Source organism: Alteripontixanthobacter maritimus (genome assembly GCF_003340475.1).
GTDB classification, from domain to species: Bacteria; Pseudomonadota; Alphaproteobacteria; order Sphingomonadales; family Sphingomonadaceae; genus Alteripontixanthobacter; species Alteripontixanthobacter maritimus.
Genome location: NZ_QBKA01000002.1, coordinates 1,731,063 through 1,744,909, shown reverse-complemented (window position 1 = coordinate 1,744,909; position 13,847 = coordinate 1,731,063). Strand labels below are relative to the sequence as shown.

The following is a 13,847-nucleotide window of genomic DNA, read 5'->3' as shown; positions in this document are numbered from 1 at the left end:
GTCCAACAGTCCTGATGAGCATAGCGAGATATCGATGCCCCGTCCGCTGACATCAACCGCTCGCGCCTTGCAGGATTTTCTGCGTCACGAAAGCGCTGGCGGCGTGGTTTTGATGGTAACTGCCGTACTGGCGCTCGTCATCGCGAACTCGCCATTTTCGGCGTTGTATTTTGGAATGCTCGATACGCAAATCACGCTGATGGTCGGCGGTAGCGGGATCGACAAGCCAGCCTTGCTGTGGATCAATGACGGCCTGATGGCGTTGTTTTTCTTTCTGGTCGGGCTGGAAGTCAAACGCGAGATATTGACCGGACAATTATCCAGTTGGAAGCAGGCTGCGTTACCCCTCGCGGCCGCTGTCGGCGGGATGGTGATGCCAGCCTTGGTATTTGTCGCAATCAACTGGAATACGCCCGCGAACCTTGCCGGCTGGGCTATCCCGGCGGCCACTGATATCGCGTTCGCGCTGGGCATTCTGGCCCTACTGGGCAGCCGGGTACCCGCCGCGCTGAAGGCCTTGCTGCTGGCGATCGCGGTTATCGACGATATCGGTGCCATCCTTGTCATTGCGCTGTTCTACACGCCCGGGGTGGAGATCACGATGCTGGTGGGTGCTGCGTTCGTATTCGCAATCTTGATGTTGGTCGGGAAGGCGCGGGTGGGATCATCGTTACCGTATGTCATCCTCGGCATAGTTCTATGGGTGTTCGTGCTGAAATCAGGTGTTCATGCAACACTCGCCGGTGTCGCTCTGGCGATTACCATTCCGGTGACCAGTCGCGGCGGTGACAAAGTGTTGGAGCGCATGGAGCACGCGCTGCATCCGTGGGTGGCGTTCCTGGTGGTGCCGATCTTCGCCTTTGCCAATGCGGGTGTGACCCTGGCTGGGCTGGATCTGTCTATCTTGCTGGCACCGCTGCCGCTGGGCATCGCACTCGGATTGATAATCGGCAAGCAGCTGGGCGTGTTCGGCTTCGCATGGCTGGCAGCAAAAAGCGGGCTGGCAAGCCTGCCTCCCGGAATTGGCTGGCGGCAGGTCTACGGCCTGTCCCTCATCGCGGGTATCGGTTTCACGATGAGCCTGTTCATCGGCAATCTCGCTTTTGATTCGCCCGAACAGATCGATGCGGTCAAGATCGGCGTGCTGGGCGGATCCCTGATCGCAGCGCTTGCCGGAATACTTATATTGCGCGCATCGCCTGTCGGCGAAATATCACCCTCGCGACCTCTTGCGGAAGATAGCCAGATATCATGATAACAGCCGTCCTGTTGGCGCTGGCGGGGCTGGTTGGCCTTGCACTGGGCGGTGAGTTGCTGGTTCGCGGTGCCGTTGGAATTGCGCGGCTGGCCGGTATGTCGCCGCTGCTGACAGGCCTCGTGGTAGTCGGCTCCGCCACCTCCATGCCGGAAATGGTTACCAGTGTGGAAGCGGCGCTGGCCGGGTCGCCGGGTATTGCGTGGGGCAACATTGTTGGATCGAACATCGCCAACTCACTCCTCATCCTTGGGATCGCGGCCATCGTCGCGCCCATCGCCCTGACCGGAGCGGGCAGGCGCGATGCTGTGTCTGGCCTGCTGGCCGCCGTGCTAATCTTCGGCATCGCGCTTTCCGGCATCGGTTCGGTATGGATCGGGATCGCCCTGCTGGTGGCGATCTGCGGCTATGTGTACTGGCGCTACAACCATCCGCGCCCGGCGATCGACGAGGTCGAGCAATCCGGACCGGAGCCGACCTGGGCGAAGAGCGGCATATTGTTCCTGCTCGGTCTGGCGGCGTTGGTGGCGGGTGGTCAGGCCTTGGTCACAGGCGCAATCGAGCTTGCGACAATCGCCGGTATCAGCGAAACTGCGATCGGACTTACTGTGGTGGCAATCGGGACTTCGCTGCCGGAACTCGCCGCGACGCTTGCTGCTGCATGGCGCGGGCAAAGCGGGCTGGCGCTGGGCAATGTGCTGGGGTCGAACATCTACAATTTGCTGCTGATCGGCGGGGTGACAATGACCATTGCCCCGATTTCCATTCCATTCGAGCTGGTCGATCTGGAAATGCCGGTGATGGTGGCCGCTTCGGCCCTGCTGGTATTGCTGTGTATGTTCGCAAGCCGCATCGGGCGCTGGCTGGGTGTGTTGATGGTGGCCGCAGCCATCGCAAATTCGGTTGTCGTGCTTAGCTGAGCGGACATGCGCGCACCGCTTCGCCGCAAAATTACCGGCGCGCCAAGCTTTGAGTCTTTCCCGTCACACCACTGGATTTCGAGTCTGGGGTTGCCTTGGAATCCCTATATCTTGTGCCGGTCACCCTTCGTTCTGCGGCTGACCATCTGTGGCGGTCGCAGCGATTTCCCGAACACGGGTTGACGCGGAGTCCCGATGGACTCACCCTGTGGATAAGTTGACGGGGGAAGTACTGTGGGTGTGATCGAAACAACGCGGATGCGCGCGCGCGAAAGCCGTGTTACCGCTACGCGGAAGCAGACCGATCTGCCGCTTGGTCAAATCCTGCCGGGTGACTGCATCGCCGCCATGCGCGGTCTGCCCGATGCCAGCATCGACCTGGTGTTCGCCGATCCGCCTTATAATTTGCAACTGGGCGGCGATCTCAACCGGCCCGATGGCAGCCAGGTCGATGCGGTGGACGATCACTGGGACCAGTTCGACAGCTTCGCCGCCTATGACGAATTCACCCGCGCATGGCTGGCAGAAGCGCGCCGGGTGCTGAAGCCGGATGGTGCGCTGTGGGTGATCGGCAGCTACCACAACATCTACCGCGTCGGCGCAATTCTGCAGGATCTGGGGTTCTGGATCCTCAACGATATCGTGTGGCGCAAGACCAATCCGATGCCCAATTTTCGCGGTACCCGTTTCACCAACGCGCATGAAACCTTGTTGTGGGCGAGCCAGGGCGAGAAGGCGAAATACCACTTCAACTACCGCGCGATGAAGACTTTGAATGACGAACTGCAGATGCGGTCCGACTGGACCTTTCCCGTTTGCGGTGGGCAGGAACGGCTGAAGGGAGATGACGGACACAAGGCGCATCCCACGCAGAAGCCGGAAGCGTTGCTCTACCGCCTGATCCTCGCTGCGACAGAGAAGGGCGACATCGTGCTGGACCCGTTCTTCGGCACCGGCACCACCGGCGCGGTTGCGACACGGCTGGGCCGCCAATGGATCGGCTGCGAGCAGGAAGAACAATATCGCAAGGTGGCACAGGCGCGGATCGCGAAAGAACTTCCGCTGGATGAAAGCGCGCTGACCACGATGCAATCCAGGCGCAGTGCGCCCAAGGTCGCCTTCGGAACACTGGTGGAAAATGGCTATATCGCGCCGGGTACGCAGGTGTTCGATACAAAGCGCCGCTGGACTGCCACGGTGCGCGCCGACGGGTCCCTCGCACATGGCAAGCAAACCGGTTCGATCCACGGGCTCGGCAAGGAATTGCAAGGCGCGCCCAGCTGCAATGGCTGGACATTCTGGTACCGGGAGAAAGACGGCAAGGCACAGCAGATCGACGCCGCGCGGCAGATGTATCTGCTGGCGACCGAGGATTGACCGGGCAGATATGACCGACAGCATTTATGTCCAGCCTATCGGCCTGACCGGGGGGCCGCAATCGGAAGAAGGCGATGCGATCCGGCTTGGCGGCACGATGGTTCATGCCCACCGCTTTGCCGTGATTCTGCGGCAGGATGGACGGGTAACCCGGCGCTGGCGGTGTACGCCTGCCGGTATCGGCGCAGTCCTGGGCGAATTGCCGGACAGCGTTGCGGTGGAAGCGGAAGCGCAATGGTCGAACCTGACGCTGGCGCACCCACCGCTTAGTTTGGGCGAACGGACCATTCGCCTCGACCAGCCACAGATCATGGGCATCCTGAACGTCACGCCGGACAGTTTCTCCGACGGCGGCAAGTTCATGGACGATCCGGAAGTTGCCCGCGCGCAAGCCGCCACCATGCTGGAAGGCGGCGCGGCGCTGATCGACATTGGCGGCGAAAGCACGCGGCCGGGCGCACAAACGGTGTGGGAAGGGGACGAAATCGAACGCATCGCCCCCGCCGTGCAGCGCTGTGCCGCAATGGGTGCGGCCGTCAGTGTGGACACACGCAAGGCTGCGGTGATGGAGGCTGCGCTGGATGCGGGTGCGCATCTGGTGAACGACGTTTCCGCCCTGCGCCACGACCCGCGCAGCACCGAGATTATCGCCGCGCACGGTGTGGCCGTCATACTCATGCACGCACCGGGGTCCGGTGATGATCTGCATGGCGATGCCGATTATACCAATGTGGTGCTCGACGTGTTCGACTGGCTGAAGGAACGCCGCGACGCCGCCATTGCTGCGGGCATCGCGCGTGACCGGATCATTCTCGATCCAGGCATCGGGTTCGGCAAGGCCTTGAGTGAAAACCTCGCGCTGCTGAACGCATTGCCGCTGTTCCATGCGCTCGGCCAGCCCCTGATGCTGGGGGCCAGCCGCAAGCGCATGATCGGCGCGCTATCGAACGAAGAATCCGCACAGGACCGGCTAGGCGGCAGTCTCGCGCTGGCGCAGGTCGGCATGGACGCAGGTATACACATGCTCCGCGTGCATGACGTCGCAGCCACGGTGCAGGCGAGGAATGTGTGGCGCGGCCTGCGCGATGCAGCGTTAACGGATTTCGCGATGCTTCCGGGCTAGCGGAGCGGTATTGGTTGGGGTGGGTGTTTTTTGTTTAGCCTCAAGCGCCGGCGGTCGCATTCGCTTCCTTAAGGCTATCCTCGCGCTTCGCGCTGCGGGCGGCCCTTTGGGCCTATGACTACCGTGACCAAGGACCGCGTTCAAGATAGCAAGCGAAGTGTAAGTTCGGTCCGCGACCAGCGGATCGCAAGGCCGAACGGCCGCCCGAGCTTATGCGAGGAAGCCAAGCGCGCGGATGCGAGCGCCCGGCGTTTGAGGGCCCCAAACAAAAACACCCGGATGGTCCGCGCCCGCAGGGTCCAAACAAATCAAGCAGCGTCGCCGATGCCCAGGTCACCCAACTTGCGGTAAAGCGTGGAACGTCCGATCCCGAGGCGCCGTGCGACCTCGGTCATGCGTCCGCGATAATGGCCGATGGCGAGGCGAATCACATCGGCTTCGATTTCGTCCAGCGCGCGAAGGTTTCCGTCTTCTGTATAAAGCATCACACCCACGCCTTCCTGCTGCGGGTTGAGCGCATCGTCCTGTTCGCCCAGCATTTCCGACAATTGTGGAAAGGCCTCGGCGCTTAACGACTGCCCTTCGCAAAACACGGCGGCGCGGAACAGCACGGCCTGCAACTGGCGGACATTGCCAGGCCAGTCATACGCGCCAAGCAATGCCAACGCGCTATCGGCGATGGACAGATGCGTCAGCCCGGGCTGGTCGCCGATCCGGCTGAGGAAATGGCGAGTTAGAGCTGATATATCTCCGGGTCGTTCGCGCAGGGGAGGCAGTTCGACCTTGCTCGCGGAAATAGCCTTGAGAAGCCGCTCCTCGAACGCGCCAGTCGCCACCGCATCGGCAAGGGGGATATTGCTGGCCGTCAGCAGGCGGATGTCCACCCGGAAGCCATGGGTCGCGCCCACCGGCCGCACGATGTTGGTTTCCAGCATCTCTGCCAACCGTTCGCGTAGTTCAGGAGAAAGCCGGTCGATCTCGTCCAGCACCAGCGTGCCGCCATCGCAATGTTGCAACGCACCGATCTGGCGGTCGAAAGCGCCGGGGAATGCGCCCGGTTCGTGCCCGAACAAAACCGATTCGATGGAATTGGCAGGCACGCTGCCGATATTGATAAGCCGCAGCGCGCTTTTGGAGCGGGGACTGGCGGCGTGCATGGCGCGCAGCAGCATTTCCTTGCCTGTACCGCTTTCGCCTTCGATCAGGACATGGCCGTGGCCGCGCGCAGTTTTTGCCGCTTTGGCCAGCGCCGCACGGAAGGCGGGTGCGGTGCCGATCATGGCATCAAAGTCCAGCTTGGCCGGCATTTTCTCCGTCAGCGGCTGCAATTCGTCTTTGGGCGCTTCCAGCTTGGTCGCGCTGGAGAGAGCCTGCATGAGGCGATCGGGCGCGACGGGTTTGATCAGATAATCGGTCGCTCCGGCGCGCATGGCCTCTACCGCCAGCAGCGGGCTGGCGCTGGTCGTCAACATCAGGATCGGCAGCGCAGGCCGGCGCTCCTTCAGTTCCGCGATCAGCGTGCTGGCTTCATCGCCGGGCACCCACTGGTCGAGAATGATGGCCGACAATTGCATACCTTCGCGCGTGCCGAGCGTGGCGATGGCGGTTTCCGCATCGCTGACAACCATCGTGCGCCACCCCTCACGCGCGGCGAGCGCCGTGATAAGCCTGCTTTGCGCCGGCTCGTCATCGATCAACATCAAAAGGCGTGTAACGTCTTCGCTCATTGGTTTCGAACTGTTCCCAAACCGTCCCATTCCGGTGCAGGGGCAGGCTTTAAGTTGCAGGAGTAAAGTTCGGATTAAGGGTATCTGCCAGCACACAAACCGTCCCGGACTTGAGGCTTTGCATCAGGCGCGATAAAGCTTGCGTCATGATCGGTTAACAAGGGAACTTTGGATATGAGCGCTAACGACATGAAAGCCGCTGGCAAAACTTACGAAGGCTTTATCGGAATGCTGAAATGGTCGGTTCCGCTGATCGCGGTAATCACGGCTGTCGTCGTCATTCTGATTGCCAGCTGAGCACGGTATGGGCGACCAGGACCGTTCCGCAACCCGCATAGCGGTCCTGAAGGAAAGCGCGCCGGGGGAAACCCGCGTCGCGCTGACCCCGGAAACTGCGAAGAAGTTTTTCGCGCTTGGCGCGGTCGTCGCAATCGAGGAAGGCGCCGGTGACAGCGCCTCTATCCCGGATGCCGCCTACGCCGATGCCGGTGCGCACGTCGTGAGCGGCGCACAGGCGGTGAATGGCGCGGATATCGTGCTCGGCGTACAGGCACCCGACCCGGCGGCGCTGGCAGGTGCGAACCCAGGCGCGAAGGTTGCCGCGACATTCGATCCCTTCGGGACGCGGGACAGCGTGAATGCCTACGCAAAGGCCGGGCTGGAGGCGCTGGCGATGGAATTCATGCCGCGCATTACCCGCGCGCAGAGCATGGACGTGCTGTCCAGCCAGTCCAACCTGTCGGGCTATAAAGCGGTGATTGCTGCCGCCAACCAATACGGCCGGGCGTTCCCGATGATGATGACTGCAGCCGGCACCATCCAGGCAGCGCGGGTATTCGTCATGGGTGTGGGCGTGGCCGGTTTGCAGGCCATCGCCACAGCCAAAAGGCTTGGTGCGCAGGTATCGGCAACGGATGTTCGTTCGGCCACGCGCGAACAGATCGAAAGCCTTGGGGCCAAGCCCGTATTCGTCGAAGCGGTCGAGGGCATCGAGGGAGAAGGCTCTGGCGGATACGCCACCGAAATGAGCGAGGAGTATCAGGCGGCGCAAGCGGAACTCGTATCCAGCCACATCGCCAAACAGGACATCGTCATTACCACCGCGCTAATCCCCGGACGTGCCGCGCCTCGTCTAGTATCGGACGCGCAAATCGCAACCATGCGGCCGGGCAGCGTGCTGTTCGACCTCGCAGTTTCGCAGGGCGATGCAACGGGCGGCAATGTCGAAGGATCGAAGGCCGACGAACTGGTGGAGAAGCACGGCATAACCATCATGGGTTTTTCGAACACACCCGCCGCACTTGCCCCCGATGCCAGCGCGTTGTTCGCCCGCAACCTTTATAATTTCCTCAGCGCATTTTGGGACGAGGGGACCGGGGCACCCGTGCTCGATGGAGAAATCGGGGACGCGGTGCGTCTGACCAGGGGCGGAGCGGTCGTAAACGACAGGTTGATCAAATCCTGATCGGTTGCAATTCGGAACGATTCACCCGGCGGCCCCGTTGGTGGTTCATAAGAACATAAACCCAAGGGACTTAATATCTATGCGCCGTACACTCACACTTGCACTTTCCGCCGCCACACTTTCGCTTACCGGCGCCTGCACCACGATGAACGGCGATATGGACGACGGCATGACTGTGTCCTCGAATGATATCGCCTATGTCGAAGGCGCGGCGATGTATGCCAACAAGAACATTATCGAAAATGCTATCGCGTCACCTGTGCACAAGACTTTGGTCGCTGCAGTTAAACAGGCCGATCTGATTGATACGTTGAGCGGGCCGGGACCATTCACGGTATTCGCGCCGACCGACGATGCGTTTTCGCGTGTAGCACCCGCTACTGTGCAGATGCTGATGCAGCCCGCAAACAAGGCGGCGTTGCAGAAGGTATTGACCTATCACGTGGTGCCCGGCCGGGTGACTGCGGCCGATCTCGCGACGAAGATCAGGGCCGGTAATGGCACAGCGATGGTCCGGACTGTCGCCGGTGAAGACCTGACTTTCATGATGAAGGATGGTTACGTCATGATTATGGGTAAGGGCGGAAGCTCCGCATATGTCGGTCAGGCCGACGTGATGCAGTCGAACGGCGTCATCCACGTCGTGAACGGGGTGCTTACTCCATCGATGTAAAGGTTCCGGTTCGACCCGGTTGAATACAAAAGATTAAACGCCCGCCTACCGATCTCCGGTTGGCGGGCGTTTCGTGTTCGATGTGATGCGGTGGTTATACATGCGCGCCTCGACAAGACAGTGATCCGTTGCGATACTGGCGGACGCCGGCATGAAACTGCATCCGTGGGGGATAGTCTTGGACTTCATCAGCATTCTTTCGATTTTCGTAATGGCCTGTTTCGTTGGCTATTACGTGGTCTGGTCGGTCACACCTGCGCTCCACACGCCGCTGATGGCGGTTACCAACGCGATCTCTTCCGTCATCATCGTCGGCGCGCTGGTCGCGGCGGCGGAGGCGGGTAGTCCCGCGGCGAAGTGGTTGGGCCTGGCCGGCGTGGTGCTGGCCAGCATCAACATCTTCGGCGGCTTCGCGGTGACCGAGCGAATGCTGGCGATGTACAAGAAGAAGGAGAAGTAGCAGATGTGTGAACCTTCTTTCGAGAATCCCGATGCCTGCGCCGGTTATGATGCGTTAGTTTTGGCCAACAATACGGCAGCTCATTCCTCTGGAACCCCTGCTTGGTCGATGTTGGCCTACCTTGTAGCGGGCGTGTTCTTCATCCTTGCCTTGCGCGGGCTTTCCAGCCCAGCCACCAGCCGCCGGGGCAACCGGTTCGGTATGGCGGGCATGCTGATCGCAGTGGTGACGACGCTGGTTACGCACGCAGGCAGCGCTTACGAATCCGCTTACGTAGCTGCCTGTGGGCCACGAACGCCCGGGAAAATCGTGTTTTGCGAGCCAGAATTTAATTCTTGGATATCTCTTGGGGAAATCGCGATTGCCATTGCAATCGGCGCTATCATCGGCCTGACCCTTGCGCGGCGTATTGCCATGACCGCTATGCCTGAATTGGTCGCGGGTTTTCACTCGCTCGTTGGCCTAGCCGCCGTGCTTGTGGGCTGGGCGGCGTATCTCAATCCGGGTGCGTTCGGACTGCTGGTAGGGGATAGCATTGGCGCGGTCAGCAAGATCGAAATGGGCCTTGGCATCGCCATCGGGGCGATTACGTTTTCGGGCTCCGTCATTGCTTTCCTGAAACTGTCCGGGCGGATGAGCGGTTCGCCGATCCTGCTGCCTGCGCGCCATGTCATCAATCTCGGCACGTTGGCGGCGATCATCGTGCTGACAGGGTTGTTCGCCTTGGCAAGCGGCCCGGCGGCGACCCTGCCCTTTGTCGTCGGTTTGACCGTGCTGGCGTTTGTCATTGGCTTTCTGCTGATCATCCCAATCGGCGGGGCGGACATGCCGGTGGTCGTGTCCATGCTGAACAGCTATTCCGGCTGGGCGGCGGCGGCGCTGGGCTTCACGCTCGGCAATACGGCACTCATCATCACCGGCGCGCTGGTCGGATCTTCCGGCGCGATCCTCAGCTACATCATGTGCCGCGCGATGAATCGTAGTTTCATAAGCGTGATTGCCGGCGGGTTCGGTACCGACAGCTCGGCTGGCGGAACCGGCAGTGAACCGCGCGAGCAGCGGCCTTACAAACAAGGCAGCGCGGAAGATGCCGCCTTCATGCTTAAGCAGGCGGAAAAGGTCATCATCATCCCCGGCTACGGCATGGCGGTGGCGCAGGCCCAGCACGCGCTGCGCGAAATGGGCGACATGTTGAAGGAAGAAGGCGTGGACGTAAAATACGCCATCCATCCCGTGGCGGGCCGGATGCCGGGGCACATGAACGTACTGCTGGCCGAAGCGAACGTACCTTATGACGAGGTGTTCGAGCTGGAGGATATTAACAGCGAGTTTGCACAGGCGGACGTCGCCTTCATCATCGGCGCGAACGATGTCGTGAATCCGGCGGCCAAGACCGACAAGACCAGCCCTATCTACGGAATGCCGGTGTTCGATGTGGACAAGGCCAAGCAAGTGTTCTTCATTAAGCGCAGCATGGGCGGCGTTGGCTATTCCGGCGTCGATAACGATGTGTTTTACATGGACCAGACCATGATGCTGCTGTCGGATGCCAAGAAGATGGTCGAAAGCATTGTAAAGGCGATGGACTGATGAAACGCGTGAAAACCCTGACCATGTTGCTGGCCGTACCGCTGATGCTGGTCGGCTGCGTCGATGCTATCGCCGAAAGCCGGGTGAAGTCTGCCCTGGTGGATGCCGGGCTGGACGATGCGAATGCGGATTGCATGGCCGAACGGATGGTCGATCGCCTGACCATCGACCAGCTGAAGAAGCTAGAGCGGGTAAAGGCCGAAGCCGGCGAACGGGAAACCGGATTGTCGCTATCCGATTATGTAAAGCGTGTGCGCCGCGTGGGCGATGGCGAGGTCGTTGCCGTCACCGCAAGCTCGGCGGCGTTGTGCGCAACAGGTTTTGCGCCGCAGAAGCGATAATCTGTCGGCCCGCATTGTAGCGGCATTTCAGCAGCCGAGCATTTCTTGGGAGGAACTATCATGTCCATCAATCCACTCCGTACGCTGGTTTGGGGCCTGGCTCTCCCGATCGCAGGAATCGGCGCCGCGTCAGCTATAGCGCATCCTCACGGATCGCAGGCGAGCAGGGCGGAAGCGGAAAGCCCCGATTGGGCGCTCGCGATCCATGGCGGGGCGGGCACGATCGAGCGCGCCAACATGACTGCGGAGCAGGACGCCGCCTATCGTGCCGCCCTGCAGGCTGCGCTGGACGCCGGTGTGGCCGTGTTGGCATCGGGCGGCAGCGCTATGGACGCTATCGAGGCCGTAATCGTGCCGATGGAGGATGATCCCAAATTCAATGCCGGGCGCGGCGCGGTTTTCACTTGGGACGGAACGAACGAGCTGGACGCGGCAGTGATGGATGGAAAAACCCGCGCGGCCGGTGCGGTCACAGGGGTCAAACGCATCCGTAATCCGATCCAGCTGGCGCGCGCCGTCATGGCCGATGGACGGCATGTGTTTTTGTCGGGCCAGGGCGCGGAAACCTTTGCCCTCGAAGCAGGCTTCGCGCCAACGGATGCGTCGTGGTTCGCCACAAAGCGCCGCCGCGAGGCACTGGAGCGGATGAAGGCCGACAGGCTGAGCGCATTAGACGTCGATCACAAATTCGGAACGGTCGGCGCGGTGGCGCGCGATGTCGCCGGCAATCTTGCCGCAGGAACATCGACTGGAGGGCTGACCGGCAAACGCTGGGGCCGCATCGGCGACGCGCCGATTATCGGAGCGGGCACCTACGCCGACAACCGCTCCTGCGCTGTTTCCGCTACCGGAGCGGGCGAATATTTCATTCGTATCGGTGTAGCGCGCGAAATATGCAGCAGGATGCGGCTGGCTGGCGAAGATGCGCAGACGGCGGCCGATACGGTCATCACCGAAGTGGGCGAATTGGGCGGCGATGGCGGCGTGATTGTGCTGGCGCCCGAAGGCAAAGGCGTATTCTCGATCAACACTGCAGGGATGTATCGCGGACGCGCCGCATCGGACGGCACTAGCGACGTGGCTATCTACGGCGACGAATAGCGTTCGCTAGCCTCGCTTGCGGCCCTGTGCGTACGTCCCAAGGATCCGCAATTCCTTGCAGTGGAACGCCAGCTCCTCCAGCGCCCGGTCTACTGCCGGGTCGCCCGGCGCTCCGATGATGTCGGCATAGAACATGGATGCGGAGAAGCTGGCCCCCTTCTGGTAGGATTCCAGCTTGGTCATGTTGACGCCGTTGGTGGCAAACCCGCCCAATGCCTTGTACAGGGCTGCCGGTATATTCTTCACTTCGAAAATGAAGGTGGTCATCGCCGCTTCGCCAGATGAAAGCGTTGCGCTGCCCCGCGGCTCGCGCGCCAACAGCACAAATCGGGTCATGTTGTCGGCCGCATCCTGCACATTGTCTTCGATAATTTTCAGATCGTACAGATCGGCTGCCATTGGCGGGGCGATCGCGCACAGGCTGTCGTCCCCGCGCTCCTTGACGAAAGCAGCCGCTCCGGCAGTGTCTGCATGGCTGAGCGGAACGATCCCGCGCTCGCGCAGGAAATGGCGGCTCTGGCCGAGCGCTTGCGGATGGCTGTACGCGGCGGTGAACGGCCCGTTGCCGGTCGCCATCAGCGCGTGTCTGATCGGCATGAAATACTCGCCGACGATGAACAGCCCGCTTTCCGGCAGCAGAAAGTGGATGTCGGCCACCCGCCCATGCTGCGAATTCTCGATCGGAATGATGCAGCTGGCAGCGTCGCCGCGCTTCACAGCATCGATGGCATCTTCAAAGCTGAAGCACGGTAGCGGGAGATTCTCAGGCGCGGCCGCCATTGCGGCGCTGTGCGAATTGGCACCGGGCGAACCTTGAAATGAAATGGCGCGCGCCGGGTCTGCGGCGGCGGCGACTTGCATGGTTTCCACCATGGCAAGAGCGGGTGCGGGGAAGCTCATCATGTCGGTTTCGGGCGCTACCCACCACTTTGATACACCGCAAGCGCCGCGCGCAAACTTGTCCGGCGACAACCCTTGCGCAAGGTCCCGCCGCTGCTTAAAGCGGGCGCATCTAGACGGGTGCCTGTTCGCGCCCGGAAACAGCAGGTCAGACAGGGTTTCCATGGGCGATCGCACTAACACCATTTTCGGCTGGGTTCTTTTTGCCGGGATCATCATGCTGGGCCTTTCCGCCATCAGCAGCCGGTGGTTTCACGGCGGCAGCCCGGAACGGCCCGAACAGATGGGTTACGCCATCGAAGGCGTTGCGGAAGAGGGCGGCGATAGCGGCCCCGATATCGGCACCTTGCTGGCTGCTGCGACCCCGGAAGCCGGCGAAAAGATCTTCGCCAAATGCATCGCCTGCCATTCGATAGAATCTGGCGGCCCGACGGGTATCGGTCCCAATCTTTATGGTGTACTGGGCACACCTATCGGCAAGCATGCCGCCGGTTTCGCCTACAGCTCGGCGCTGGTCGACGTCGGCGGCAGCTGGGATTATGAAGCGATGGACGCATGGCTGAAAAGCCCGCGCGGCTTCGCCAATGGTACCAAGATGAGCTTCGCTGGCTTGGGCAGCGCAGAGGACCGCGCAAACGTCATCGCGTATTTGCATGCCAATGGCGGCGGACCGGCCTTTCCCGAACCCGCTGCTCCCGAAGTAACCGAAGAAGGCGACACTGCGGCCGACGCGCCCGGTGCAGGCCCCGGTCCGGTCGAAGGCGCAGAAGCCGGTGCAGCCGAATCCGCAGGCGGAGCCTCGATGGACCAGCCAGTTGCCGGTGGCGGTGCTACCGCTAATAGCGGCGGCGCAAAAATCGGCGGTCGTTAAGGTTTAGCGAGTTGGTGCCTGAAGGTACCGACCGACTTTCGCCT

The 13,847-nt window shown here is 61.5% G+C and carries 14 protein-coding genes; 12 read left to right on the top strand and 2 right to left on the bottom strand.

Annotation, left to right across the window (positions count from 1 at the left end; translation table 11 throughout):
- Positions 1–34 precede the first annotated feature (34 nt).
- The 4 genes from nhaA to folP all read left to right on the top strand — a co-directional run bounded on the left by nhaA (position 35) and on the right by folP (position 4,675).
- Positions 35–1,255: a Na+/H+ antiporter NhaA gene (nhaA, locus tag HME9302_RS08650; RefSeq protein WP_115366683.1), complete on the top strand. Its 1,221-nt coding sequence runs from the start codon at positions 35–37 to the stop codon at positions 1,253–1,255.
- Positions 1,252–2,175, top strand: coding sequence for a calcium/sodium antiporter (locus HME9302_RS08645; RefSeq protein ID WP_115366682.1), 924 nt, complete (start codon positions 1,252–1,254; stop codon positions 2,173–2,175). The genes nhaA and HME9302_RS08645 overlap by 4 nt, the downstream gene beginning before the upstream one ends.
- A gap of 258 nt (positions 2,176–2,433) precedes the next feature.
- On the top strand, positions 2,434–3,552 hold the full coding sequence (locus tag HME9302_RS08640; protein ID WP_115367611.1) for a site-specific DNA-methyltransferase: 1,119 nt from the start codon (positions 2,434–2,436) through the stop codon (positions 3,550–3,552).
- Positions 3,553–3,562: 10 nt separating this feature from the next.
- Positions 3,563–4,675 (top strand): dihydropteroate synthase, encoded by a 1,113-nt coding sequence (gene folP / locus HME9302_RS08635; RefSeq protein ID WP_115366681.1) that lies wholly within the window; start codon positions 3,563–3,565, stop codon positions 4,673–4,675.
- A 308-nt stretch (positions 4,676–4,983) separates the two neighbouring features.
- On the opposite strand, the gene HME9302_RS08630 is transcribed toward folP, so the two are convergent.
- Entirely contained in the window at positions 4,984–6,402 is a 1,419-nt protein-coding gene (locus HME9302_RS08630) for a sigma-54-dependent transcriptional regulator (RefSeq protein WP_115366680.1), read from the bottom strand.
- Positions 6,403–6,576: 174 nt separating this feature from the next.
- Between HME9302_RS08630 and HME9302_RS08625 the strand changes: the two genes are divergently transcribed.
- The 7 genes from HME9302_RS08625 to HME9302_RS08595 all read left to right on the top strand — a co-directional run bounded on the left by HME9302_RS08625 (position 6,577) and on the right by HME9302_RS08595 (position 12,032).
- Positions 6,577–6,699: an aa3-type cytochrome c oxidase subunit IV gene (locus HME9302_RS08625; protein WP_181815720.1), complete on the top strand. Its 123-nt coding sequence runs from the start codon at positions 6,577–6,579 to the stop codon at positions 6,697–6,699.
- 7 nt (positions 6,700–6,706) lie between these two features.
- Positions 6,707–7,867, top strand: a complete 1,161-nt coding sequence (locus HME9302_RS08620) for an NAD(P) transhydrogenase subunit alpha (protein WP_115366678.1) — start codon at positions 6,707–6,709, stop codon at positions 7,865–7,867.
- 79 nt (positions 7,868–7,946) lie between these two features.
- A complete protein-coding gene (locus tag HME9302_RS08615) occupies positions 7,947–8,540 on the top strand; it encodes a fasciclin domain-containing protein (RefSeq protein ID WP_115366677.1) in 594 nt (197 codons plus the stop codon).
- Between the two features lie 178 nt (positions 8,541–8,718).
- A complete protein-coding gene (locus tag HME9302_RS08610; protein ID WP_115367610.1) occupies positions 8,719–9,000 on the top strand; it encodes a proton-translocating transhydrogenase family protein in 282 nt (93 codons plus the stop codon).
- A 108-nt stretch (positions 9,001–9,108) separates the two neighbouring features.
- Positions 9,109–10,590 carry an NAD(P)(+) transhydrogenase (Re/Si-specific) subunit beta gene (locus HME9302_RS08605; RefSeq protein ID WP_115366676.1) on the top strand — a complete coding sequence of 494 codons (1,482 nt, stop codon included), beginning with the start codon at positions 9,109–9,111 and terminating at the stop codon, positions 10,588–10,590.
- Positions 10,590–10,931 (top strand): hypothetical protein, encoded by a 342-nt coding sequence (locus HME9302_RS08600; RefSeq protein ID WP_115366675.1) that lies wholly within the window; start codon positions 10,590–10,592, stop codon positions 10,929–10,931. The genes HME9302_RS08605 and HME9302_RS08600 overlap by 1 nt, the downstream gene beginning before the upstream one ends.
- 60 nt (positions 10,932–10,991) lie before the next feature.
- Complete coding sequence (locus HME9302_RS08595; RefSeq protein WP_115366674.1) at positions 10,992–12,032, top strand: isoaspartyl peptidase/L-asparaginase family protein; 1,041 nt, start codon at positions 10,992–10,994, stop codon at positions 12,030–12,032.
- Between the two features lie 6 nt (positions 12,033–12,038).
- Here the strand turns inward: HME9302_RS08595 and HME9302_RS08590 are convergent, their stop codons facing one another.
- On the bottom strand, positions 12,039–12,935 hold the full coding sequence (locus tag HME9302_RS08590; protein WP_115367609.1) for a prephenate dehydratase: 897 nt from the start codon (positions 12,933–12,935) through the stop codon (positions 12,039–12,041).
- Between the two features lie 160 nt (positions 12,936–13,095).
- Here HME9302_RS08590 and HME9302_RS08585 point away from each other — a divergent pair, with 160 nt between their 5' ends.
- On the top strand, positions 13,096–13,803 hold the full coding sequence (locus tag HME9302_RS08585) for a c-type cytochrome (RefSeq protein ID WP_115366673.1): 708 nt from the start codon (positions 13,096–13,098) through the stop codon (positions 13,801–13,803).
- The last annotated feature ends 44 nt before the right edge of the window (positions 13,804–13,847 follow it).

What these genes read in the sequence shown, in the direction of transcription:
- HME9302_RS08630 (WP_115366680.1), bottom strand. Translation starts at nt 6,402, where the DNA reads ATGAGCGAAGACGTTACACGCCTTTTGATGTTGATCGATGACGAGCCG.
- HME9302_RS08600 (WP_115366675.1), top strand. Translation starts at nt 10,590, where the DNA reads ATGAAACGCGTGAAAACCCTGACCATGTTGCTGGCCGTACCGCTGATG.
- folP (WP_115366681.1), top strand. Translation starts at nt 3,563, where the DNA reads ATGACCGACAGCATTTATGTCCAGCCTATCGGCCTGACCGGGGGGCCG.
- HME9302_RS08595 (WP_115366674.1), top strand. Translation starts at nt 10,992, where the DNA reads ATGTCCATCAATCCACTCCGTACGCTGGTTTGGGGCCTGGCTCTCCCG.
- HME9302_RS08640 (WP_115367611.1), top strand. Translation starts at nt 2,434, where the DNA reads ATGCGCGCGCGCGAAAGCCGTGTTACCGCTACGCGGAAGCAGACCGAT.
- HME9302_RS08620 (WP_115366678.1), top strand. Translation starts at nt 6,707, where the DNA reads ATGGGCGACCAGGACCGTTCCGCAACCCGCATAGCGGTCCTGAAGGAA.
- HME9302_RS08625 (WP_181815720.1), top strand. Translation starts at nt 6,577, where the DNA reads ATGAGCGCTAACGACATGAAAGCCGCTGGCAAAACTTACGAAGGCTTT.
- HME9302_RS08645 (WP_115366682.1), top strand. Translation starts at nt 1,252, where the DNA reads ATGATAACAGCCGTCCTGTTGGCGCTGGCGGGGCTGGTTGGCCTTGCA.
- HME9302_RS08615 (WP_115366677.1), top strand. Translation starts at nt 7,947, where the DNA reads ATGCGCCGTACACTCACACTTGCACTTTCCGCCGCCACACTTTCGCTT.
- HME9302_RS08605 (WP_115366676.1), top strand. Translation starts at nt 9,109, where the DNA reads ATGTTGGCCTACCTTGTAGCGGGCGTGTTCTTCATCCTTGCCTTGCGC.
- nhaA (WP_115366683.1), top strand. Translation starts at nt 35, where the DNA reads ATGCCCCGTCCGCTGACATCAACCGCTCGCGCCTTGCAGGATTTTCTG.
- HME9302_RS08585 (WP_115366673.1), top strand. Translation starts at nt 13,096, where the DNA reads ATGGGCGATCGCACTAACACCATTTTCGGCTGGGTTCTTTTTGCCGGG.
- HME9302_RS08590 (WP_115367609.1), bottom strand. Translation starts at nt 12,935, where the DNA reads ATGATGAGCTTCCCCGCACCCGCTCTTGCCATGGTGGAAACCATGCAA.